Below are 24,921 nucleotides of genomic sequence, written 5' to 3' on the forward strand. Positions count from 1 at the left end.
TTCTACTTCACGCTTACATCGTGCAATGGAAGAAGCTGATCAGTCATATTCTTTGTGTAACCGCTTATATTAGATTTCACAACCATTATGCTTTTACGAGCATAAAGCCAGTGCGCTGCAGCATTATTGCTTACTTCGCGCGCATAAGCACGAACGTTTGCTTCATATTCTGAAGCATTTCTTGAGTGGACTGCATTCGCCCAAGCCTGCTGAGCTCTAGAATCCTGCAAAACAAACGGCGAGCCACTTTCTGCAAAAGCACCTTCATCTAAAGTATTACTCAAAGTTGTAAGAGCAATATCATATTTGCCTTCGCTTATACGCTGTTGCAAAGTTTTTTGATCAACCTCTTCAAGATTGACCTTAAAACCACTTACAGAGCTAATTTGCTTAGACAGTTCGCGGCCAACATCGCCTTCACCTTGTGGAACAAGGAAGCTAATAGTTCCTAAATAACTTGAACTGAAGTAATGGAAAAGTGGACCAGCTTTTGAAGGATTATAAGGATACAATCCAGTTAAATCTTCATATCCTGTTGAAAGAGGGTCAATAGGTCCACCTACAGGAACACCACCATTACCATCAGCAGCCATCACTGTTTGCACATTCATAGCGTATCTAGCAGCTTTACGCGCTTGCTCATCGCAGAAAATAGATGCAACAGTCGAGTTAAATGCAAGGAATCGAACGCGAGTGCTTTGGCCTGCAACCATTTTTGTATCCGCAATAGCAGCAAGACGCTTGTTTTCATTGCCTTCAAGCGGAACAGCCATCTGAATATTGCCTTTTTCCATAGCATCTGCCAAAGCGGTATCACTATCAAAATATTGCAAAGTAATACTTGCGCAAGATGCAGGCGTACCCCAATATCTATTGTTGCGCACAAGTACCAAAGAATGTCCTTTATTGTAACTGCTAACAGTAAAAGGGCCAGTTCCTAAAGCACCATTCGTATAATCAATAGCAACAGCTTTAGTGTCATACACTATTCCAGCTCTACCCGAAAGTCGACGTAAAAGTAAAGCGTTAGGCTTTGTGAGCGTAAAAACTACAGTATGATTATCTGGGTTAGCAACTGTTTTAATAGTGTTTAAAGCTTCATAACCTGGATAATTATTAGTAATTCCTTGCTGCAATGATTGCAACACAGAATCCGAATTCATAACGTCACCGTTGGAGAATCGCACACCTTGGCGCAAATTAAAACGATACGTTAATCCATCTTGAGAAACATCCCAAGATTGTGCCAAGCCAGGCTGCAAACTGTTATCGTCACCACGTTTTACAAGAGTTTCATAAACGTTGCCAATTAACGCCTGCTGCAAAGAATCGCTGCTATCTTTACGAATATCAAGAGAATCCGGAGCCGTTCTTAAACCGACTTTTAACACCGAATTACCAGCAGGATGTGTAAAAGAATCAATAGGCGAACGCCCTTGGTATATCTGCCATCCACACCACAAAACACCAATCATTACTACAGAAACAACCATGAATACAACCCATGGAACCCAACCTGCGCTAGAACGACTATGAGATGATCTGTAAGTACGATATGCGTATTTGCCTGTTCTTGACATAGTTCATAGTCTATATCAACAACTGAATGTAGACCAACACGCAATTGCATTAAACGAATATATTAGAAGAAGGACATGTTGTTTTTAGAGGGCACAAAGCGCACTTAGGATTGCGAGCAGTGCATATTTTTCTGCCGTGCAAAATAAGACGGTGAGAAAGATTAGTCCAATCTGCAGGGTCGAAATAAGATGTTATTTCCTTCTCAATAGATTCTGGATTTGCATACTTTTTAGGCTTATTGCAGTCTTTACGCCAACCTAAACGGCCTGTGACGCGTATTACGTGAGTATCTACAGGAAAACCAGGCAATCCAAAAGCGTTTCCTCTAACAACATTAGCTGTTTTACGACCAACGCCAGGCAAAGATGTTAAATCTTCCATTTTTGAGGGAACTACGCCATGAAAAGCACTTTCCAAACGTAAAGACAGCGCAATAATATGCTGAGCTTTTACTCGATAAAATCCAAGAGGTTTAATAATAGATTCGACTTGCTCAACTGAAGCTTCAGAAAGTGAACGCGAATCTGGAAAAGTATCAAAAAGTTCTGGAGTTACAGAGTTAACACGCTTATCGGTTGTTTGAGCGCTTAAAACAGTAGCAATAAGCAGCTCAAAAGGATTAGAAAAATTAAGCGCACATTTAGGATCAGGTATTTCTTTGCAAAGAAGCGCATACTCTTCGTGCATACGCGCAAGTTTTTCCTGTTTTGATTCTTTCATACTACAAATTTATATATTCGTTGAAGAATCATCTGAATCGCTGGGAGTATCTTCATCTACATCGCTATTTTCTTCCGCCTCAGACGGATCAAAACGATACCCAACATTTCTTACTGTGCCAATTAAATGCTCGTACTCAACACCAAGCTTAGCGCGAAGACGTCGAATATGAACGTCAACTGTTCGAGTTCCACCGTAGTAGTCGTATCCCCAAACTTCCTGAAGCAAATGTGCTCTAGTAAACACTCTCCTAGGATTCTGCACAAAATACTTTAGCAATTCAAATTCTTTATAAGCTAAATCAACAGGATGGCCATGCAAACTCACGGTATAACTGCGCATATCAACAACAAGATCGCCAGAGCGCATTGTTCCATCGTCAACAGCAGAATCACTAATTTGAGAATCTTGAGATTGCGCAAACGACCCATTACTTGTAATACGCTGAGAAGCTAAGCGCAATCTTCCTTCTACTTCTGCAGGTGAAGCGTTTGTAAGCACAACGTCATTAATATTCCACGAAGAATTTACTACAGTAAATCCGCCTTCTGTAAGAACCAATACAACTGGAACTGTAATATTTTCAGCGCGCAAAAGAGCGCATAAAGATTTCACCAAAGCCAAATCTTCACGAGCATCAATCAAAAGAACTGTTTGTGCAGGAAGTTTAGATAAACTTGCAGAATCTAATGAAAGAACACGCACTCTATGAGAAAGCAGAGCCAGCGAAGGCAAAACAGTTGCTGGAGAAGCGCACGAAGTCATCAATGTAATATCGGTCATGTGATGCCTCCAGCCAACAAATAATGCAATGCCAAATACAAGCCTTTACAGGAATTGTAAACCATGCTACGAAAAATATCGACTTACCTTTAATTTATTTCGCATAAAGTTAGCGTCAACAATACAGCAATCCAAAAGTTCTGTGTAATCAACAAGCACAAACAATAAGTGCAGGTTGTAAGCTACATTAGTAATAAGAAATAAGTAATATGCATCAAGTTTATACACATATTACTATTCATAAGAGCGAATATTTACCGTAACGGGAGTGCTATGAGCGACGAAACACATATCTGCAACAAACAAGTGCAGAACGATGCTAATTCTTGTACTAGCTCTCAAAAACAAGCACATATTCCTCACACTAATTTTCTAGCAATGATTGCAAGCCAGATTTTTGTTGTGATACTAATTGCAGGAGCATCTGCACTACCGATAGCAAGCGCAAAAATAACTCTTGTTGTTTGCGCGCTTATACTTTTAACTTTCCTTACTTTTTGGCCACTGCACGGCAACGTTATTGATCGAGCTATTGCATTATTCTCCTGCGTAGCTTCAGCATGGTGCGCAACTCTTGCGCTAAAAGGCTGGCTTCCACAAAGCGTTATTATTGACAATGAAACTGTTTCAATGAGTAAATTCATTGCAGCAATAAAACCTTATGAGCGCTGGGCCGTGTCGTTTGCGCTAATTCTTGTAGCAGCAACATTCATAACTTTCTTAAGGCAAATGCTACGCGAAAACCGCACAAATTTAGTTAGAAACCTTTCTCACACTCTAACAGCAAGTATTGCTTGTGCAGCTCTTCCTGGCTGGATGTTTTTGCCTTCTATTATTAGATTTATGCCATCTTTGCGCAACACAGACGGCGGAATATTTGTTGCTGCACTATGCGTATTGATGGTGATTTTGCTTTCCGGACTTTCGTATTTGTGGGTTAGGAATAATTGCAAAAATTACTACGAAAATAACGTAACTCGCGACGTTGCTATTTCGTTACTTCCAATAATGTTTTCAGGAATGTTGATTTATATTGCAGGACTTGGTATGCTTGTAGTTGCATGAGAATGCATTATAGGTTTTCCCCTGTGAGTTTATTTTTTTAACTATTTTTTCCATGAACTCGCAGGGGAATTTTTTTATTCAAAAAGCAAAACTTACTTTTCGCTTTCTGCCAAACGCTTGCGAGCTGCAACGATTTCCTTCTCAGCCTGCTCTACGCCAGCCCAGAAGTCACCAGGAAGAACTTCCTTACCCGGCTCCAAAGCCTTGTACTGCTCGAAGAAGTGCTTGATTTCTGCCTTGTGATACTCGCTCACATCATCGATATCCTTAATATCGTCGAAACGAACATCTGCTGGAACGCACAAAACCTTGTCGTCTCCACCGGCTTCATCAACCATGTGATACAAGCCAACAGCGCGGCACTCAACAACGCATCCTGGGAATACGGAGTTTGGAATCATAACAAGAGCGTCGAGTGGATCGCCATCTTCGCCCAAAGTGCCATCAATATATCCGTAATCATCTGGGTAACCCATTGCGGTGAAAAGTGTACGATCCAAGAATACGCGACCGGTTTCGTGGTCTACTTCATACTTGTTCTTAGAACCGCGTGGGATTTCTACCACGACGTTAAAAGTTTCTGCCATTTTGGCTCCTTTATTATCTTTAATAACAATTGACACAACTGTTCTATTTCACTTTAGCGCGCACTAAAGAAAGCATTATTTCAAAACACGCTTTGCGGTTCAAAAGTGTCGAAAGACACAGTTATTATAGCTCTGTTTTACACATAATATGTGCACATACAAAAGCATGGTTGACGAAGCGCAGGCAAGATGACAAAGAAGAAACGCGTGAATACTTCCACTGTTTCACCGGCCAATAAAAACTTCCACCAAAAGGAAGCTGAGGCCGCAAATAATGCTAGTAAAACACTCGTAAATAAAAAGCTTGCAAACGAAAGAGCTAAGTCAACTAATACCGTTAGTGAAGTAAAAAATCAGACTAAATCTAAAAGAAATCCTGCAATAGACGGCTTACGCGCTTTAGCAATTATTGGAATTGTTTGCTTCCATATGCGCCCAAGCACACTTTCTGGAGGATTTTTAGGAGTAACGCTATTTTTAGTTTTAGCTGGATACTTTTGCACACATTCCATACTTCGCTATTTAGACTCTCAAAAAAGCGCTACGACTAGCAGCAATACAAGTAGCAATACAAACAGCATCGAGCAAAGTAAAACAAAAATTGGTGAATTTAAAAGATTAATCACCTGCTACTTTAATTACATTTGGCATCGTTTAAAGCGAATTTGGCCACCAACCCTTGGAATTATTGGAGTTAGCGCACCAATGATGTGGCTTTTTTCGCCAAGTCTACTTCCAAAATTACAGGCGGACGCTTTTTCTGGAGCTGGCTTCTTTAGCAACATAATGTACGTTGCGCGAAAACTATCTTATTTTGAGCAAACAGGATTGCCTTCCCCAATTAAACACTTGTGGTATCTTGGCTTAATCATGCAAGCATTCGTTGTGTGGCCACTTATTCTTACAGCCCTAGTAAAGCTTGTTAAACGCGCAATTAATCGCATGTATATTACTGCAGGATTGGCAATACTTTCTACAATACTTACGTTTACTTTTGCCTACATGTTTGGAAATTACACTACTCCAGCTCGCGTCTATTATTCTCTCGACACAAGAGCGTCGGAATTCTTGCTAGGCGCAATGCTTGCAATGTATGGGGCTTGGTTTACTAAACATTCATTACACGCTTGGATTATTCGCGCATTTTACTGGATTCGCGGCAATAAGCATGCAATAGTTAAGATTTCCCCAATATTGCCGAAATCTGACATTACTAGCTCTTCTTCAAACGAAACTTATGCTGAAAAGAACACAAGCAACAAGCATATTGATGAAAATGCTGCAAAATCTCCTGCTGAAAATAGTATTCCAGAAGATTTGCGAGCTGGATTACAAATTGATTTGTCTGACAATGCTGAAATTTTGCGCGATGACTACAAGAATACAGATTTAGAAGATTCTTCTAAATCTGAAATACGCGAACTTCCAGATAACGTATTTACAGCTCCAAAAACAGTGTTTTACAACCCTTTGCACGCGTTGCAAAGATCCTTAATAGGTATTGTTACAACAATAGTTCTGATTTTGTGCTTTGTTTATGCAGACGGCACATCCTCAGCATTTACTTTTGGCGGATACACTTTAACAGCGGCAGTTTGCGCGCTAATACTGTGGTCTTGCACTCAGACCGATAATATTTGCTCAAGAATTTTCGCATTTGCGCCGTTATCTTATATTGGAAAGCGCGCATTTGCTATTTATTTAGTACACTTCCCAATTTTGGAATTGTGCAATCCTGCCACAAGAACAACAGCTGTTTCTTGGGAAGAGCAGATTTTGCAAGCTGTAGTAATTGTTGCAGTAGCAGAATGTTTCTATCAACTATTTGAAAAACAAACAGAAAAATATCTGCAAAAATTGGTACATTTCGTAGCATTAGCAATAGTTTGCGTAATAACTATTTTCTTAATTGCTTTGCCATTGAATTGGAATAGTATTGCCCAACAACGCGCAATACAAATTCGACCAGAACTAACAGTAAATGCTGCTAAAGATGCTGCTAAAAATGCTGAAGCAGAAAAAACAAAAACTGACCAGAAAGCAAATGCATCTGCTTCGAATAAGAAAGCAAAAGGATCGCACAAGGCTGTAGTAAAACAATCTCTTCCGCCAACGCCATCAAAGTATCCTGTGCTTTTCCCAATTGCAGAAAAAGTTCCGCAGAATCTTGCAGCATCACACACTCGTATTGATAGAAAGCGCAACACTTGCTCAGTAAACTTAACTATGGTAGGCGATTCTATTACCGAAGGCGCAAAACCATACTTGCTACAAGTAATGCCTAATGCTTATATTGACGGAAAAGTAAGCAGGCAGATTTTCCACGGAGCCGACGAATACGCTCAAGATATTTCTAGAAAACATGCTGGGGATGTTGTTATTTACGCTCTAGGAACAAATGGCCCACCTCACGACGACAGCGTTCTTCAGCACATGGTAGATGTTGCTAAGGGTAAGCCTGTTTATTTCGTTACAACTAGAGTTCCACAGCCATGGCAAGATGTTACAAACGACCGCCTGCGCAAGTTTGCTCAAACGCATCCTAATGTTGGCATTATTGACTGGAATGGTTTTAGCAAAGATCATTCTGAATATTTAACTGACGACGGCGTGCATTTAACTCCAGTTGGCGGTCCAAAATACGCAAAAATGATTCGACTCGCTCTATGCGGAGCCTGATTTATTAATCACGTAAATTTTGGCATAACTACAAGTATTTTGCGCACGATACAAGCAAATCTTATAACGAATCGCAATGAAAATAACGACTCGTGTAGGAAAAATAGCAGTGAAATATTACGATAGTATGTATGACTGAGTTGAGGATTCCTTTTAACACGCAACACAATGCTGATGATGCGTCTGCGTGGACGAACCCATTACGAGATCCTAGAGATTTACGTTTGGCTCGCATTGCCGGCCCGTGCAGTTTAGTAATTTTTGGTATTACTGGCGATTTAGCACGCAAAAAACTTATGCCAGCCGTATACGACTTGGCTAATCGAGGGCTTTTGCCACCAGGATTTGGTTTAACAGGTTTTGCAAGACGAGACTGGACAGACGAGCATTTCGTAAACTTTGTGCGCGAAAATATTGAGCAGCATTGCCGCACTCCATTTCGTGAATCAACTTGGATCAATCTTGCAAAAGGCATACGCTTCGTGCGCGGCACTTTTGACGATGCTTCTGCGTTTGAGCGTTTAAGCAAAACGGTAAACGAGTTAGATAGGGACCGCGGCACGCGCGGAAACCACGCATTTTACATGTCTATTCCGCCTTCAAGCTTCCCTATTGTTGCGCAACAGTTGGCAGCGTCTGGACTTTCTCACTCTTCTGAACACGCGTGGCGTCGCGTAATTATTGAAAAGCCTTTCGGACACGATTTGGCGAGCGCGCGCGAATTAGACCGCGTTGTTTCAGAAGTTTTTGACCCTAATTCCGTATTTAGAATCGACCATTACTTGGGTAAGGAAACCGTGCAAAATTTGCTGGCTTTCCGTTTTGCTAACGCAATGTACGAGCCGATTTGGAACGCGAATTATGTTGACCACGTGCAAATTACGATGGCTGAAGACATTGGTATTGGCGGACGCGCCGGATATTACGACGGAATTGGTGCTGCTCGCGATGTGATTCAAAACCACTTGCTTCAGCTTATGGCACTTACTGCTATGGAAGAACCTGTAAGCTTCCGCGCAAGCGATTTGACCGCAGAAAAAACGAAAGTTTTATCTGCAGTTCGCTTGCCTCACGATTTGGCAGCAAATACTGCTCGCGGACAGTATGCAGCAGGCTGGCAAGGTTCTTATAAAGCAGTTGGTTACTTGGAAGAACAAGGAATCGACCCTAAAAGCACTACTGAAACGTATGCTGCCGTGCGACTAGACGTTGACACTCGCCGCTGGGCTGGAGTGCCATTCTATTTGCGCACCGGTAAACGTTTAGGCAAGCGTGTTACGGAAATTGCTGTTATTTTTAAGCGCGCTCCACACTTACCGTTTGAATCAACTGCTGTTCGAGAGCTTGGCAGTAATGCGATTGTGATTCGCGTGCAACCAGACGAGGGCGTTACTATGCGTTTCGGCGCAAAAGTTCCTGGCGGAACTGCTATGGAAGTTCGCGACGTTTCTATGGACTTTAGTTACGGACGCTCATTTACTGAAAGCTCACCTGAAGCCTACGAGCGTTTAATTCTTGACGTTCTTCTTGGAGAGCCTCCACTGTTCCCAACTACTGAAGAAGTAGATTTGAGCTGGAAGATTTTGGATCCTATTGAGGAATTCTGGAGTTCACTTGGAACACAACCACAGCCGTATCGCGCTGGAACTTGGGGACCTAAGGAAGCAGACGACATGCTTGCTCGTAACAATCGTCATTGGAGACTGCCATGATTATCAACCTTCCTGATACTAATACCAGTAAAATTTCGCAAAAAATCGACGAATTGCACGAAGAGCGCGGAGAATCTGCAACTGGACGCGTGCTTACTCTTTTAATCGACACAGATCTTCAAGAATTGGAGCATGCTCTCGAAGCTGCTAATGCTGCAAGCCGCGAGCATCCTTGCCGAGTTATTGCTATGGTTCGAGACTGGTCTAGCGAGAATGCTGCTGAGCGCGGAGAAATTGTGCCAAATCTTGACGCTCAAGTTCGTTTTGGTGCTGATGCTGGGGCTGGCGAGATTATTATTTTGTATCCTCATAACGGCTTGGTTCGCCATCCGGATACGCTTGTTATTCCGCTACTTGTGCCGGATGCGCCAATTGTTGCCTGGTGGCCGACGAACGCTCCGGAAGATCCTGCTCACGATTTGCTTGGAGCTATGGCAAGTAGCAGAATTACTGACGCTCAGCGCGCAGACGACACTCTTAAAACTGTTCAAAACTTACGCAAAAACTGGTCTCCGCAAGATGCAGACTTATCTTGGACGCGTCTTACTCCATGGCGTGCACTTTTGGCTTCTATGCTCGATCAGCCTCCGCATTTGCCAATTACTAGCGCAAAAGTTACCGGCCCTACGCACTATGTTTCTTTGCATTTACTTGCGGCTTGGCTTAAGAGCAGTTTGCGAGTGCCTGTAGAAATAGTTGAAAATCCTGAGGCTAAAGCAATTACTTCCGTAACTTTAGAGCGCGAGGACGGCACTTTGTCTCTTACTCGCCCTGCTGGAGGAGATCAGGCTTTAATTAGTCTTCCCGGTCAGACTGCTCAGCCGATTGCGCTTCCTATTCGCACTTTGGATGATTGCTTAAGTGAAGAATTGCGGCGCATTGATCCGGACGAAATTTACGCGCAGCTGGTTCGAGATAATCCTGCAGAAAACAGTTAAGTATATAAAAAAATACAAAACGTGAAACAACTTGTGAAACAACGTATGAAACAGCGTGTGAAACATTTTTAACGGCATAAAGGAATAATTATGACAGATAATGAAGTTACTTTTGCACACAACGCAAGCGTTTACGGCTACAATAACCCCGACGTACTTTCAGCCGTTGCAGCTCAGCGCTTGGCAATTCTTCTTATGGAGTCACAAGCTAATGTGCAAAATCTCGACAAGCCATTCCATTTACTTATTACTGGCGGTACGGATTCGATTCGCATGTTCCAAATGCTTGCCAGCAATCCGCTTTTAACGGTGATTGATTGGGATTTAGTGCATATTTGGTGGGCAGATGAGCGTTTCGTAGCTTACGATAGTGAGGATCGTAACGCACGCAAAACTCGCGAAGCGCTGCTTGACTTACTTACTTCTCACAAAGCTTTGGCAGAATCTCATATTCACGAGATGCCTGCAGATGAGCGTAGTGCGGAAGAAATTGCAGCAGCCAGCGACGCTGAAAATGACGCTATTTTAGATGCTGCAGCGCGCGACTATGAGGAAGAAATTACAGGATTACTTGGGCCAGAGCCAGTATTTGATTTAGCAATTCTTGGCATGGGCCCGGACGCGCATATGGCTTCGCTTTTCCCGGGATTGCCGCAGGTTAATAATCGCGAGCGCATTGTTGTTGGAGTAAACCACTCCCCTAAGCTTCCGCCAATGCGATTGTCGCTTACAGTTCCTGTGCTGGCTCACAGTCGCCGCACTTGGTTTTTGACTGCCGGAGCAGAAAAGGGCGCTGCTTTAATGAATTCACTTTCGGGAGCTAATAATCCTGAATATCCTGCGTCTTTTGCAAACGGAACTGAGGAAATCTCTTGGCTAACCACCGCAAGCACACTGCAAGCTGCTATTGAATAACTGCATAAAATTCAGCAACAAAATATATTAAAAAGAATAAAATAAAATACAGGCCTTTGCATTATTATGCAGAGGCCTGCTTATTCTAAATATTATTTGTTTTAATCTTGCTTTACTTCTGGACGATTAGAATCTGCCCACAAAGTGTGGAATACGCCCGGCTCGTCAATTCGGCCGTAAGTGTGAGCGCCGAAGAAATCGCGCTGAGCCTGAATAAGCGAAGCTGGCAAGCGCTTGGAACGCAAACCATCGTAGTAGGCAAGCAAGCTAGAGAATGCTGGCACAGGCACACCATGCTCAACTGCGCGCGCAATAACACGACGCCAAGCAGCCTGCGACTTTTCAATAGCATCCTTAAAGTACGGTGCAAAAAGCAAAGAAACGCTTGCTTCACCGGACTCAAAAGCCTCAGAAACGCGGTTCAAGAACTGAGCACGAATAATGCAGCCGCCTCGCCAAATACGAGCAACAGCAGCCTGGTCAATCTTCCAATCATGCTCAATTGCAGCAGCCGCAATCTCATCGAAGCCCTGAGCATAAGAAACAATCTTAGAAGCGTACAAAGCTTGACGAATATCCTCAATAAACGCCTTACGCTCAGCATCATTCAAATCAAAATGAACATCCGGGCCAGTCAAACCCTGGCTTTCAGCAGCTTCACGCAATGCAACTTGGCTAGAAAGTCCGCGAGCAAACACAGCTTCAGCAATACCCGTAACAGGTATTCCAAGCGAAAGAGCAGACTGCACAGTCCAAGTGCCAGTGCCCTTCATGCCAGCGTGATCCACCATCATCTCTACCAAAGGCTTACCAGTCTTAGCGTCTTTCTGGCGAAGCACATCCGCAGTAATCTCAATCAAATAAGAATCAAGCTCACCCTTATTCCACTCGCTAAACACGTCTGCAATTTCGTCGGACTTCATGCCCAAGCCGCGAAGCATTAAATCATAGCTTTCGGCAATAAGCTGCATATCCGAGTACTCGATGCCATTGTGAACCATCTTTACAAAGTGACCAGCACCATCGGTACCAATATGCGTTACGCAAGGCTCGCCTTCTGCAACAGCCGCAATAGACTTCAAAATAGGTCCAAGAGTCTTCCAAGATTCTTCAGTTCCACCAGGCATCATCGAAGGGCCGCGCAAAGCACCTTCTTCACCGCCAGAAACACCGCAACCAACATAATGAAGACCACGCGCGCGAATTTCACGCTCTCGGCGAATTGTGTCTTCAAAATAAGAGTTTCCGCCGTCGACGATAATATCTCCAGGCTCCATAGCATTTGCGAGCTCTTCAATAACGGCATCCGTAGGAGCACCAGCTTTTACCATAATGATTGCTGTGCGTGGACGCTTGAGAGAAGCCACAAATTCTTCAACAGTTTTAGATGGAACGAAAGCACCCTCAGTGCCGTGCTCATTCATCAATGTTTCAGTTCGCGAATAATGACGATTGTAAACAGCAACAGTATTGCCATGATGGGCAAGATTACGCGCTAAATTAGATCCCATTGCAGCCAAGCCAACAACGCCAATATTTGCCTGAGCTTGAGTCATTACGACACCTCTTATCTTGTTTTGTCATATTTTCGTTTCTGCGTTACTCCCCTTCAGGAAACACACTTTTTAATTTTATCGACCTATATGCACAAGATTTTCGATGCAAAAAATGCAAGTTACACTAAGTAAATTTTGTGATATAAATTACATTTTTAAGACAAACAAATCGTTCTTAAAATCTCTAAAAAAGTACGACACGCTTACAAACACGCGGATTCTGTAAATATAAACAATAACTATATGTAGTGTTTGAATAATCGACACACCACTACAAATAGTAATTATGAGTAGTATGCTGACTTTTGGCTTTTGTGCTAACACCGCGGAATCTAACGATTCCCCATCACCAGAGGAGATTGAAATGACAATTACAGTGTTTACAAAACCTCATTGCCCACAGTGTGATGCCACTAAACGACAGTTCACAAAACTTGGCGTGAACTTCGAAACTGTAGACTTATCGAAAAGCCCTGAAGCACTGGATCAATTGCGCAATGCAGGATACCGTCAAGCACCTGTAGTTATTGCGCCAGACACATCCTGGAGCGGTTACCGCCCAGATTTAATCGCACAAATTGCGGATAAACTCGGAACTTCCGCAGAAACAGAAAAAGAAGCATGAGAAATGTGTGAACAAGAAAGCATCCAACAGCCAAGCAAGCCAGAATCTCGCGCACAAGGCGAATCAATCGGAGCTGTAGTCTACTTTTCATCAGTTTCCGAAAACACATTACGATTCGTGCAAAATTGCGATTTTCCTAGCAACAACGTAAACGTGTATCGCATACCGCTTCGACCAAAAGACCCGGAATTAAACGTGCGAGAACCGTACGTGCTAATCGTACCAACTTACGGCGGCGGAAATATTGCAAAAGCAATACCACTGCAAGTGCGCAAATTCTTAAATAATCGCGAAAATCGTTCGTTTATTCGCGGAGTAATTTCTTCCGGAAATACGAATTTTGGAGATGCTTATTGCGCTGCAGGCGGTCAGATTGCAGGAAAGTGCGCAATCCCAAATATGTATTCGTTTGAGCTCACAGGAACTCAAGAAGATATTGAAAAAGTAGCGCAGGGAATACCGAAATTTTTAAAACAACTAAAAGAAGCAAAAGAAACTAAATAAGCAAAATAATCAAAATAATCAAAAACAATCAGCGTTTGAAAATCAAAAAATAACGCATGAAGAAAGGAATCAATCAAATGAATAGCACGGATCCGATGAGCGAATCTACTTCGCTTAATCTTGATCACACTGACTCCAGCGAAACTGCAAACGCAGCTGCAAGCAGCACAGCAGAACGCATTCGCAACAGCCGCGATTACCACGTTCTTAACGCTATGCTCGGTCTTTTCGATCCAGAAAAAGGCATTCAGTTTGATAAAGACACGGAAGCAGAAAAGCTTTACGTTTCGGGTTACGTGCAAGAGCACAGCATGAAGTTTGCTTCCACTCGCGAGCGCTTGAATTATTTGATTGACAACTACTACTACAACGGCAACGTGTTCGGAAAGTACAGCGACGAGTTTCTCGATAAATTCTATGAGCACGCAGAAGCCGCTCACCACACTTTCGGCACATTCTTGGGCGCTTTTAAGTTCTACACTTCTTACGCTTTAAAAACTTTTGACGGCAAACAGTATTTGGAAAACTTCGCTCAGCGCGCAGCTGCAGTCGCTTTGGAACTCGCAGACGGCGACGAAAAAGCAGCACTCAACTATTTGGACGAGATGCTTGCAGGCCGCTTCCAGCCAGCTACACCAACGTTCTTGAATCTTGGTAAAGCTCAGCGCGGCGAGGCTGTGAGCTGCTTCCTCGTGCGTTTGGAAGACAACATGGAGTCTATTGCGCGCGGAATTAACTCTGCTTTGCAGCTTTCTAAGCGTGGCGGCGGCGTGGCTCTGCTACTTACGAATTTGCGCGAGCTTGGCGCTCCTATTAAGCGCATTGAGAATCAGTCGAGTGGCGTTGTTCCTGTTATGAAACTTTTGGAAGATTCATTCTCTTACGCTAACCAGCTTGGCGCTCGTCAGGGTGCTGGCGCCGTGTATATTAGCGCTCACCACCCAGATATTATGCGTTTCCTTGACACTAAGCGCGAGAACGCAGACGAGAAGATTCGTATTAAGTCGCTTTCTTTGGGTGTTGTGATTCCAGATATTACTTTCGAGCTTGCTAAGCGTAAGGAAAAGATGGCTTTGTTTAGTCCTTACGATGTTGAGCGCGAATATGGCAAGCCTTTTGCAGATATTTCTGTTACCGAGCATTACGATGAGATGGTTGCAAATCCTCGCATTCACAAGAAGTACATCGACGCTCGTGAATTCTTTATGACGATTGCGGAAATTCAGTTTGAGTCTGGCTACCCTTACATTTTGTTTGAGGATACTGTGAATCGCACAAATCCTATTGAGGGCCGCATTACTATGAGCAACTTGTGCTCCGAGATTTTGCAAACTCAGGAAGCAAGCACTTACAACGCTGACTTGTCTTATAGCCACGTTGGTCGCGATATTTCTTGCAATCTTGGCTCTCTTAATATTGCTAAGGCAATGGATGGCGACTTGGGTACAAGCGTTGAGCTTGCTGTGCGTGCGCTCACTTCTGTTTCGGAGCATACTTCTATTGATTCTGTGCCTTCGATTCGTCGCGGTAACGCGGAAGGTCACGCTATTGGCTTGGGTCAAATGAATTTGCACGGTTTCCTTGCGCGTGAACACATGCAGTACGGAAGCGAGGAAGCTCTTGACTTTACAGACATGTACTTTATGACGGTTGCTTACCACGCTTATAAGGCTTCTCACGCTTTGGCTGTAGAGCGCAGGACTGCTTTTGCAAGCTTTAAGACGAGCGCTTACGCTAAGCCAGCAGGCAAAGGCAACTACTTCGATAAGTACACCGATGGCAGCCGCTCTCTTGAGCCTAAAACTCAAAAGGTTCGCGATTTGTTTGCTCGCTTTAACGTTGCAATTCCAACCGTTTCGGACTGGGAGCAGCTTCGCGACGAGATTTTGCGCGACGGCATTTACAACGAGTATTTGCAGGCTGTTCCTCCAACTGGCTCAATCTCGTACATCAACCATTCCACGAGTTCAATCCACCCGATTGCTTCTCGCATTGAGATTCGCAAAGAGGGCAAGGTTGGTCGCGTCTACTACCCTGCCGCATACATGACAAATGACAATATGCAGTACTTTAAGGACGCTTACGAGATCGGTTGGAAGGCGATTATTGACACTTACGCTGAAGCAACTCAGCATGTGGATCAGGGATTGTCGCTTACTTTGTTCTTCCCAGACACTACTACTACTCGCGATTTGAACAAAGCTCAGATTTACGCGTGGCGTAAGGGCATTAAGACTCTTTACTACATTCGTATTCGCCAGAAGGCTTTGGAAGGTACGGAAATCGAGGGTTGCGTAAGCTGCACGCTGTAAATCGCAGCGCTGAAAATCGCAGCGAAGTAAATATTTCGCAAATTAAATCAAAAAAAAAACTTAAAAATTTTATAAAACGTAGTATGAAACAAATAATTTAGGAGTAATAATGACAGAACTCAGCTCAACCAAGCTCGACCCAACAGAACTGCGCAGTAGTCTCGATAAGCCTTTCGGCACGAATCGCGTAATCGCAGACGACGCTATGATGGCAGCTTCCATCACACCATCTCAGTACCGCTACCATCACGGATCGCGCGTGCGCCCAGTTAATTGGAACAATATTATTGACGACAAAGATTTGGACGTTTGGAACCGTCTTATTGCTAACTTCTGGCTTCCAGAAAAAGTTCCGCTGAGCAACGATATTCCTTCTTGGCGTTCCCTCACCGACCTTGAGCGCAAGACCACTACTCGCGTTTTTACAGGCTTGACTTTGCTAGATACCAGCCAGGCAACTATTGGCGAGCTTTGCCAGATTGAGCACGCTCGCACGGAGCACGAGCAAGCTATTTACACGAATATTGCTTTTATGCAGTCGATTCACGCACGCTCCTACTCCTCTATTTTCTCCACTCTTTGCTCTAGCGAGGAGATTGATGAAGCTTACCGTTGGGCTGTTGGAAACGACGTTTTGCAGCAGCGCGTTACCACCGTGCTTTGCGAGTACGAGAGCGAAGATCCGCTTAAGCGCAAGATTGCAGCAACTATGCTTTCTTCGCTTCTTCTTTACGCGGGCTTCTATCTTCCGCTTTATTTTGCTTCTCGCGGCAAGATGATGAACACTGCCGATATGATTCGCTTGATTTTGCGCGATAAAGCAATTCACGGCTATTATTCCGGCTACAAGTTCCAGCGTGGTTTGGAGCTTAGAAGCGAGAACGATAAGAAGAATCTTGAAAAGTTCACTATGAACTTGCTCGACACTTTGTACGATTTGGAAGTTGAGTATTCTGGTCAGATTTACGAAGGATTTGACTTCCACGATGACGTTTTTGACTTCGTTCGTTATAACGCCAACAAGGCCTTGATGAACCTTGGCTACCCTGCTAAGTACAGCGAAGAAGAGACTCACGTAAGCCCAGAAATTCTCGCAGCTCTTTCTCCTGCAGCCGACGAAAATCACGACTTCTTCTCCGGCTCTGGCTCCAGCTACATTATGGGCAAGTCTGTTGAAACTGACGACGATGATTGGGACTTCTAATCGCACAGTTGACTTACTGACTAATTTACTGAATAACTGAATAACTGAATAACTGAATAACTAACTGATTGGTTAGCTAATTATCTTAATTAGCTAACCAATTTTAATTTAGTCAGGTCAATTATTGCAGCAAAATAGATCCTATATAAAAGCTAGAAGTCAAAAAATAACACAGGTCACTCAGCCTTTATGGTACACTATGTGAAAAGGAACCGGTCTTGTTGATTTGTTTATGCAAAAATCGGCAGTGACCATCACTCCTACTCACGTTCAAACCAAGATTTTTGAACTGAACTGAGCGGGCACTAAAGTTGGAGTCCAAGTTTGTAAGGATGACTAACAGCCGTTAGACGCATCTATAAGAAGAAAGAAGTCCATTTATGGGGAAAATGACTTATAAAAAATTACTTTGTGTTGTAGTGCTCTTCAGCTCGCTTGTGGGTCTAGCAGCCTGCGGTAACTCCAAAGCAAACAATCCGAAGCCAACAAAAATAGCCCACCATTCTGCTAAAAAACATTCAAAATCAGTCAAAAAGGCTCCAAAGAAGAAAATCTCCGAAGCTTTTGTAAAAGGGCAAGAAGGAACCTTGGAAGCCTTAGGCGAAACTAAACGCGTTATTTGGGATGCTTATCCTGATCAGTTGGCTTACGTGAAAGATGCTTTCTACCACTGGACACTTCAGGATGACTGGTTCCAAGTTACTACTGGTCATTATATGGTTGTTGACCGTTTGAACAGTTCAGGAATCTTATTAAAGAAACTCCAAAAAGGCATGCCTGTTAAACTAAACGGCAAAGATTACAAAGTGGCGGATTATAAAGACTTTGAGGGTGGCGGCAGCGCGGATAAATTGCTAAGCCAGTTCAAAGGATATGTTGAGCAATTCCCTAAATCTGCTTACTTTATTCAAACTTGTCTTGATGCAAGAACTTATGGCGGACAACGTTTAGTAGTTCTTGACGTAGCAAAATAGTAAACGATTTAGCAACATAATTTAGATTATTTGCCAAATTTTGTTGTTTTGAGAATATTGCCTGTGCATCGACGAGGTTGATGAACAGGCAATATTTTTTAACTGATTACGCGACTATATCGCGCAACTTTAATTGCATAGTCGCTATGGTATACGAGTTATCGTGGCAGTTTTTGCTAGATTTGCAATTTCTGCCACGATAACTTGTGATTATTGCTGCGCAATATAGTCTCGTAACTATTGTCCCGTAATCAGTTAAAAAACATTGTTTGCGCGTCAACAAAGTTGATGCTTGTTTTAGCATGACGAGGATTGTAAGAAGTTGGATGCTTTGTAAAAAGCATAAATATTTTCTTATAATCGCGATTTTCTGAATTCTCGACTAAAGTTGCTCGCTGCAACAACTTGCTTACTGCTTCAGCTTCGTTAAGATTATTACGCCACTTACATTCTGCAATAAGAAGCTGCTTGTTAATATCGTCTTGCGCAACAATATCAATATCAGTTTGTTCGCGCGCAATAGGATCAGAGCCCCACCATTTACCTAACTTAGTTGGCAAAAAGTCCATTCCACCAATTTTGCATTGGCTCACAATCCACTGCTCGCACATTTTCTCAAACTGTTGACCTACAAAAGTGCTAAACACTTCATGCTCACCACCAAGAACACTACTTGCGGAAGCGTGTGAAAGTCCGCGTTCAATCAATCCTTTATTAGGCGCTACAAACCTATACCAATACGCAAAAAATGGGTCGCAAATCTGCCATAATCCTTTTTTGCAATGAAGCGGATTCATACCGAATGGAATATTTCTTTCAATCAATCCAAGGCCTTCTAATGTTTTCAAATACACGTTCACTGATGTAGCCGGCAATCCAATACGATCCGATATTAAAGTCGGAGTATTGCATCCTGTAGCAAGAGCATTGAGCACACTATTGTACGTTGAAGGATCGCGCAATTCCTGGCGCATAAGCATGTCTGGTTCAGCGTACAAAATTCCCGAAATATTAAAGCATAACTGCTCAAGATTTTCCGCAAACGAAGAGTTATTATCTAACTGTTCAATATAGTATGGTGTTCCTCCAAGAGATGCAAAATAGTTGATTTTATCTTCCCAAGTAGCATTATTTGGCATAAGTTCAGATGCTTCAAAAAGATTGAATGGTTGCAAGCGAATCTGCGCGGTACGTCTTCCGTAAAGTGGACTCTTTTTACCAAGCACTTCACTTTCCATGAATCCTTCGTTACTGCCGCACAAAATAAGAGTCATGTTCGTGTTCTTAAATTTATGATCTATTGCGACTTGGAATGTTGACGCTAAGGATTTATCTGCTTGAGCTGCGTACGGAAATTCGTCGAAAACTAGAATAAGTGGAGATTGAGAGGCAATTTGATTTGCACTGCTAGATTGTTGTGAAATAAAATCGAGAGCGTCGTTCCAATTGTTAAACGATCCTGTAGTTGCTGGTAGATTGAAGAAATCGTACACAGTTCGCGAGAAATCACGCAAATTCTCGATATTGGTTTGTTCGCGAGCAGTAAAAAGTATTGCGCGTTTATTTTTACAAAATTGTGAAATAAGCGAAGTTTTTCCTATTCGTCTTCGGCCATAAACTATTGCCATCTGGAACAAGTGTTTGCTGTTTTCATACAGTTTTTCCAGTACTTGTAACTCGTCTTGTCTGCCAACAAAAACCATATTCCACCTGCCGCTACGTTAATAATTGCAATATTTTTCAGCGCATCTTATAGCTGCTGAATCTGCGCTCAAGTTATTATAATCGCGATTATTATAATCATAATTATAATAATCTAAATTATACTATTTTGCAATATACTCAACGCAACCGCGCGTTATCGTGGCAAAAATTGCAAATCTAGCAAAAACTGCCACGATAACTCGAAATTTAACGAAGAGAAGATAATCAATGCGACTACCGAGCTAGCGCCTCAATATGCAACACACTATCACACCGCTGAGCAATCAAAGGATCATGCGTCACTACAAGCAAGGTCTTGTTATATTCTTTATTCATCGCTTGCAATTGCGCAAACACTTTATCAGCAAGATCTCTATCAAGTGAACCCGTCGGCTCATCTGCCAAAATCAACGAGCCAGGTTTCAGCATTGCGCGAGCAATCGCAACTCGCTGCTGTTCACCACCAGAAAGCACAGCAATACGGTCATTTTTAGCATACTCAATACCAAGTTCAGCAAGAACTGCATCAATCATTTGGTGTTTAACAGACTTTGACTCTTTATTATATGCCATTGCAATCCACAAATTATCAAATACAGTTCGATTATTGAGCAATGCAAACGATTGAAATAAATAGCTAATATGATAACGACGTAACTTAGTAGCAGCAACAGAATTGATAGCTGGAAGTTCTTTGCCAGCAATCTTTATTTCACCTTTATCATAGGTTTCAAGCATGCCGAGAATGTTTAGAATAGTGGATTTTCCAGAGCCGGAAGCCCCCATGATTGCTAACGATTCTCCTTGTTGCACACTAAAACTAAGATTATTTAAAACCGGTCGATTTCCATATGATTTATAAAGATTGCGTACGCTTATTAAAGGTTCAATACTGTTATTTTGCATTATCGACTACTCCTTTACCATAGAAGTAATGTGTTTATTACTCAAATAATATGTTTGTATCGTTAATAATATGAGTTCAATAATTGCCGAAATCAGCACATATATCATGCCAGAACGAGTCCGTTCAATCGAAGCAATAACAAAAAGCGCTCCTTGAACGATTCCCACAAGCAAGAATGGCATAGAGAATATGCGTAATAGCGAAAAACCAAGCAATCGTTTCACTGCAATACTTTCTTGATAGCATGCTGCAAACATAGCAATAATCGCTATAAGCAATATCAACATAAGCAGGGTAATAAGCAGAATTACGCTACCGAACAATTGCAACGTCTGCATAATCGTCTTTTGGTAGCCTGCAATGCATTCTCCTACTTGTAAGAATTGAAGATGATTATCATCAAGATGATACCGTGCAGTATAAGCGTCGCTCAGATATCGGGCTGCTGCTTGATCATTCAATTTAATGTAGCTATTGTCAAGGCCGCCAGCAAGTAATGATTCACTTTCAGATGCATTCAAATTATCGCTCGTCGCATAAAAAATAATAGGATCTTTTACCATAACTTTATGATGAATATCCGTAGACCAGTTAAACCACTCGCGAGAAGGATGATACGTGCGGAATGCGAATTGTGGATGCGCAGTAAACTTGGTCGAAACATCAGTAGACGTTAAGTTGTCTGACTCTTGAAGCCACTGCTTCATCGAAGTCTGCTCTTGAGGATTATACGTGTCGGGAATGAAGTAGATGCGCACACCCTGACGAGCAAGGTTTTTGACCTCGTTATCTACAGTAAATCCTTGATCTTGCAAGTACTTAGGCGATGCCACAAACGACCAGAATGGCTTAGAAGGCACATGCTTATATACGCTACCATTGCGCCAATCTTGTAGTATATCCGCATCAAAGAAGCTTGTGTAAATAAGCCTTACTCCTGGCTTATCCTCAATAGAACGATACCATGCAAAAGCATCTTTGGCATACTGCGTCGATTGACCAGATACCGAAGCACCATCTTGCCCTACGAGGTGGTGATACATAATTCTCTGGTTTAATACAGGATGCCACATACGAGCAACTTCCACACTTTTCGTCAACTCGCCTATTGGCCCATCTATGCTATGCACACCTTCTAATACGCATGTTGATGCAATAGCATAAACGAGTGCAAGAGCAATAAGCATACCGCGTTTGGTGATACGATTACGAATTGCATCTACTGGTTTCACAGAAATAATCATCAAAATAACTAATGCACTGAGAAGCAACACAACTGCAATAACTGGCAACGCTATAACCAGCGCCTGCATTAACAATTGAATATTCCATATAAATCCGCGAGTAAATAAACTCATCACGATACAAACAAGAGGATATACGGCGAGCGTTGAAACAAGTATCGGCATAAGATGACGCAAAGCAAACGATGAACGCGACCAACCCAGCAATAAGTAGCTTCCCAATGTTCTATACGAAAGATACCCATCAGCGATTATTGTAATGCCAAGAAGCAACACTGTTACAATGCAGACAATAATAAAAGTAAGTTGATTAAAACTATTGGATCGCGCTATTCCAGATTTTCCACGTTGAAAATCTTGGTAGGTTGTACCAGCGATGCGAGCAGCTTGAGTAACTAATGCATGGTAGTCTCGGTTAGAAAGTCCCACAATCCTGTAATCGCCAAGCTTTGTTTTACTATTGTTGACGAGGGCATCTAATTGACGAACAACTAAACGCGAACCCTCAATGGAAATAGTGGGAAGATCAGCAAGCATATCTGCTTTTGCCATATCAAGTCCAAGCGTTTTGCTGCTTTCGCTGTGTAATAATTGCGTAAAGGCATGCGATGTCAGAATCGGCGTTCCGAGATACGACAAAGTAAGCAAATCATCTTTACCTCGCGGGTTGCCAAATATGCCAAGCTCAAAACCATCTACACCAGCATCACTCGCTGCCAAGCGCATATCATTACGAACCACAAAAGCATTATGCTGAGCAACAGTCTCCTCGAGTAATGCGTAAATTTGATTAGCTTTGTCTTCTGTAACACCGCGCAATGAGAAAAGGCGACTCGTTTGCGGATATATAGCAATGCAATCGCTCAAGGAGTCCCTCATTCTTGTCAAACCTAACAGCGATGCAAATAACGCAAGCAGAAGAACAAGTGCGCATGACAATGAACGCAATAATCGAGACATCTCAACCTCTATAACAAGTTATTTATGCATACAGATTATTTGCAATCCCAATAGGCAGTAGCACGACCAGTGCCTACAAAAGGCTGTAGCATTTGCTAACACTACTGTCGATGCAATACGTGAAATTTTCTTCATCGTAAACCTCCAACTTATTTGTTGGGGGGGGGGCAATGTGCCTCCCACTAACATGATAGATTTACTTATTCGTTGCGTCAACAAGAAATGTTAAGGACGCGTTTTAATCGAGTACTTGGACGTATTTCAATCGAGTACTTGGACGAACCTTTGCGCAGCAGATGCAAGTAGGCGGTTAATCTGTGATGCATAATGCTGTTTCGTTGTTATGTTATACGAGTTATCGTGGCAGAAATTGCAAAATTAGTAAAAACTGCCACGATAACTTGTTATTTTTGTGTTTTATAAGTCCTGTAACGCAATTCTTTTATCTTCTGCAGACTGCTTAGATGACGTATCGTCTTTCTTAAGAGAATGTGCATATCGAATAAGACTTCTTGCAATAAAGAACACTAAAGCACATATAGCAAGTGCGATAATAATATCAATTATCGGACCAAATAATGCATAGCTCATGATTCATCCTTTCTTTTTCTATATTCGTTTATGAGTGTTCGAGCTGTGTCAACATCGTATTTATCGTCAATAGCAAGACTCTTTACTAAAAGAACGAACGGATCTTCTGGTTCATTGTCGCTTATGCGCAGTTTTTCAATAAGCCTGTTAAGCCTGATTCTCATCGTTGGGTAAGAGACTTGATACATTTGCGACATTTCTTTTAACGACCCAGACGATAATACAAAGTTCTTTATAAACGACATATCTTCATCTGTGAGATTAGCCATCCATTTTGGAATATGATTCATATCACCCCTTTCGTCAACCTATAAAACTTTAATTAAATTAAACTTTTATTAAAAATATTAAAGTTGTTGTATGAGTTTGTCAAGAATAAACATGAGAGATATGACGCAAAGCGACATTTTTATATCGCCAAAATTGTCGCTTTGTCGCCAATGGATACAAAATTTAGTCATTTTGCTTAGCGTTAAGAACGTTCAATAAGTTTATAATTTCATCAAGTACGCTTGAAAATGTTATTCCTTTTGTATAACTATATTTTTTCGAATAATTTTGCCACTGTTAATTTTGCCTTATTCACAGTAGCACTTCCAGTGTTTGCTTAATTTTATTGGATATATTCATTTTTGTTGCATACTCATGAAGTTTTATAAGATCTTTCCCATTGTACTTACTATAAGCTTGAAGAGTTTTAACAAAGAGTTCAGAATCAATACTGTTTCTGTTTATTATAAAATCACAAATAATACGTTCAAAATCATATACACGTACTTTATTACCCATTGGGGTAGCCGTTGTAGTAACGCCTAACTTGCTATACAATCTTGAAACCCAATGAATAGCTAAATTTGAGGGTGGATTATTAAAACGATATCCTCTAGGAACGCTTACTTCAAAATGTTGTGGAATTTCATCTGTAAAACTTTGAAGATAAAGAGCTGAAACATAAGAGAATACGGCCTGTGGATAACGATATTGAAAGAAGTAATATTCGTCATAATCACCATTGGAAGAGAGGAAAATCCCCCTTTCAATTCGATTAAGAACACCTTCGTTTTTCAAACGAGTTAAATATATAGTTGGAATATCTAATGTTTTACAATCCTTGTATGTAATTATTCCATGATTATTATCTAAATAGTTAAGGAGTATCTCTTTGTTTGACACAATAGCCTCACTTCTGTTGCTTTCATACTAATATTTTATATTTTTTGTAGTGTAAAAGCAACAAAGAATTGCAACGCTATATTTTTAAGCAAGTTATCGTGGCAGAAATCGCAAAAATCGCAAAAACTGCCACGATAACTCCATAAGTATGCCTCTATTTAAGAATATTTCCAAAACGAAAATATTC

At 41.9% G+C, this 24,921-nt stretch carries 21 protein-coding genes; 10 read left to right on the forward strand and 11 right to left on the reverse strand.

Features of this window, described 5'->3' with window-relative positions; translation table 11 throughout:
- Positions 1–2 precede the first annotated feature (2 nt).
- The 3 genes from ACLD6A_RS04960 to ACLD6A_RS04970 all read right to left on the reverse strand — a co-directional run bounded on the left by ACLD6A_RS04960 (position 3) and on the right by ACLD6A_RS04970 (position 3,084).
- A complete protein-coding gene (locus ACLD6A_RS04960; protein ID WP_410313799.1) occupies positions 3–1,493 on the reverse strand; it encodes an ABC transporter substrate-binding protein in 1,491 nt (496 codons plus the stop codon).
- Between the two features lie 136 nt (positions 1,494–1,629).
- Positions 1,630–2,301 (reverse strand): endonuclease III, encoded by a 672-nt coding sequence (nth, locus tag ACLD6A_RS04965; protein WP_410313746.1) that lies wholly within the window; start codon positions 2,299–2,301, stop codon positions 1,630–1,632.
- Between the two features lie 9 nt (positions 2,302–2,310).
- Positions 2,311–3,084 (reverse strand): winged-helix domain-containing protein, encoded by a 774-nt coding sequence (locus ACLD6A_RS04970; RefSeq protein ID WP_410313747.1) that lies wholly within the window; start codon positions 3,082–3,084, stop codon positions 2,311–2,313.
- 273 nt (positions 3,085–3,357) lie between these two features.
- Here ACLD6A_RS04970 and ACLD6A_RS04975 point away from each other — a divergent pair, with 273 nt between their 5' ends.
- A complete protein-coding gene (locus tag ACLD6A_RS04975) occupies positions 3,358–4,149 on the forward strand; it encodes a beta-carotene 15,15'-monooxygenase (RefSeq protein WP_410313748.1) in 792 nt (263 codons plus the stop codon).
- A gap of 92 nt (positions 4,150–4,241) precedes the next feature.
- Here ACLD6A_RS04975 and ACLD6A_RS04980 read toward each other — a convergent pair whose 3' ends face one another.
- Entirely contained in the window at positions 4,242–4,736 is a 495-nt protein-coding gene (locus ACLD6A_RS04980) for an inorganic diphosphatase (RefSeq protein WP_004134152.1), read from the reverse strand.
- A gap of 189 nt (positions 4,737–4,925) precedes the next feature.
- Here ACLD6A_RS04980 and ACLD6A_RS04985 point away from each other — a divergent pair, with 189 nt between their 5' ends.
- The 4 genes from ACLD6A_RS04985 to pgl all read left to right on the forward strand — a co-directional run bounded on the left by ACLD6A_RS04985 (position 4,926) and on the right by pgl (position 10,980).
- Positions 4,926–7,415 carry an acyltransferase family protein gene (locus ACLD6A_RS04985; RefSeq protein WP_410313749.1) on the forward strand — a complete coding sequence of 830 codons (2,490 nt, stop codon included), beginning with the start codon at positions 4,926–4,928 and terminating at the stop codon, positions 7,413–7,415.
- A gap of 131 nt (positions 7,416–7,546) precedes the next feature.
- On the forward strand, positions 7,547–9,127 hold the full coding sequence (gene zwf / locus ACLD6A_RS04990) for a glucose-6-phosphate dehydrogenase (RefSeq protein WP_019260668.1): 1,581 nt from the start codon (positions 7,547–7,549) through the stop codon (positions 9,125–9,127).
- Positions 9,124–10,065, forward strand: a complete 942-nt coding sequence (locus tag ACLD6A_RS04995; RefSeq protein WP_410313750.1) for a glucose-6-phosphate dehydrogenase assembly protein OpcA — start codon at positions 9,124–9,126, stop codon at positions 10,063–10,065. The genes zwf and ACLD6A_RS04995 overlap by 4 nt, the downstream gene beginning before the upstream one ends.
- Positions 10,066–10,155: 90 nt before the next feature.
- A complete protein-coding gene (gene pgl, locus ACLD6A_RS05000) occupies positions 10,156–10,980 on the forward strand; it encodes a 6-phosphogluconolactonase (protein ID WP_019260666.1) in 825 nt (274 codons plus the stop codon).
- A gap of 101 nt (positions 10,981–11,081) precedes the next feature.
- Here the strand turns inward: pgl and gndA are convergent, their stop codons facing one another.
- Positions 11,082–12,536, reverse strand: a complete 1,455-nt coding sequence (gene gndA, locus ACLD6A_RS05005; RefSeq protein WP_410313751.1) for an NADP-dependent phosphogluconate dehydrogenase — start codon at positions 12,534–12,536, stop codon at positions 11,082–11,084.
- A gap of 364 nt (positions 12,537–12,900) precedes the next feature.
- Here gndA and nrdH point away from each other — a divergent pair, with 364 nt between their 5' ends.
- From nrdH to ACLD6A_RS05030, 5 genes are all read left to right on the forward strand, one after another.
- Positions 12,901–13,161 carry a glutaredoxin-like protein NrdH gene (nrdH, locus tag ACLD6A_RS05010; RefSeq protein WP_410313800.1) on the forward strand — a complete coding sequence of 87 codons (261 nt, stop codon included), beginning with the start codon at positions 12,901–12,903 and terminating at the stop codon, positions 13,159–13,161.
- 3 nt (positions 13,162–13,164) lie between these two features.
- Positions 13,165–13,665, forward strand: coding sequence for a class Ib ribonucleoside-diphosphate reductase assembly flavoprotein NrdI (gene nrdI / locus ACLD6A_RS05015; RefSeq protein ID WP_410313752.1), 501 nt, complete (start codon positions 13,165–13,167; stop codon positions 13,663–13,665).
- Between the two features lie 77 nt (positions 13,666–13,742).
- Positions 13,743–15,977, forward strand: a complete 2,235-nt coding sequence (gene nrdE, locus ACLD6A_RS05020; RefSeq protein ID WP_410313753.1) for a class 1b ribonucleoside-diphosphate reductase subunit alpha — start codon at positions 13,743–13,745, stop codon at positions 15,975–15,977.
- 109 nt (positions 15,978–16,086) lie between these two features.
- Positions 16,087–17,181, forward strand: coding sequence for a class 1b ribonucleoside-diphosphate reductase subunit beta (nrdF, locus tag ACLD6A_RS05025; RefSeq protein ID WP_410313754.1), 1,095 nt, complete (start codon positions 16,087–16,089; stop codon positions 17,179–17,181).
- 380 nt (positions 17,182–17,561) lie between these two features.
- Positions 17,562–18,155, forward strand: a complete 594-nt coding sequence (locus tag ACLD6A_RS05030; protein ID WP_029599995.1) for a hypothetical protein — start codon at positions 17,562–17,564, stop codon at positions 18,153–18,155.
- A 251-nt stretch (positions 18,156–18,406) separates the two neighbouring features.
- Here ACLD6A_RS05030 and ACLD6A_RS05035 read toward each other — a convergent pair whose 3' ends face one another.
- From ACLD6A_RS05035 to ACLD6A_RS05060, 6 genes are all read right to left on the reverse strand, one after another.
- Positions 18,407–19,858, reverse strand: coding sequence for an ATP-binding protein (locus ACLD6A_RS05035; protein ID WP_019260661.1), 1,452 nt, complete (start codon positions 19,856–19,858; stop codon positions 18,407–18,409).
- 235 nt (positions 19,859–20,093) lie between these two features.
- Positions 20,094–20,765, reverse strand: coding sequence for an ABC transporter ATP-binding protein (locus ACLD6A_RS05040; protein ID WP_410313755.1), 672 nt, complete (start codon positions 20,763–20,765; stop codon positions 20,094–20,096).
- A gap of 6 nt (positions 20,766–20,771) precedes the next feature.
- Positions 20,772–22,970 carry a hypothetical protein gene (locus tag ACLD6A_RS05045; RefSeq protein ID WP_410313756.1) on the reverse strand — a complete coding sequence of 733 codons (2,199 nt, stop codon included), beginning with the start codon at positions 22,968–22,970 and terminating at the stop codon, positions 20,772–20,774.
- 417 nt (positions 22,971–23,387) lie between these two features.
- On the reverse strand, positions 23,388–23,561 hold the full coding sequence (locus ACLD6A_RS05050; RefSeq protein WP_410296383.1) for a hypothetical protein: 174 nt from the start codon (positions 23,559–23,561) through the stop codon (positions 23,388–23,390).
- Entirely contained in the window at positions 23,558–23,851 is a 294-nt protein-coding gene (locus tag ACLD6A_RS05055) for a DUF2089 family protein (protein WP_410296382.1), read from the reverse strand. The genes ACLD6A_RS05050 and ACLD6A_RS05055 overlap by 4 nt, the downstream gene beginning before the upstream one ends.
- A 292-nt stretch (positions 23,852–24,143) precedes the next feature.
- The gene (locus ACLD6A_RS05060) at positions 24,144–24,734 is read right to left on the reverse strand and encodes a type IV toxin-antitoxin system AbiEi family antitoxin domain-containing protein (RefSeq protein WP_004134117.1); all 591 of its coding nucleotides are present in this window, start codon (positions 24,732–24,734) and stop codon (positions 24,144–24,146) included.
- Positions 24,735–24,921: the final 187 nt, after the last annotated feature.

It is taken from the genome of Gardnerella sp. Marseille-Q9691 (assembly GCF_046507715.1).
In the GTDB taxonomy this organism is placed as follows: domain Bacteria; phylum Actinomycetota; class Actinomycetes; order Actinomycetales; family Bifidobacteriaceae; genus Bifidobacterium; species Bifidobacterium greenwoodii.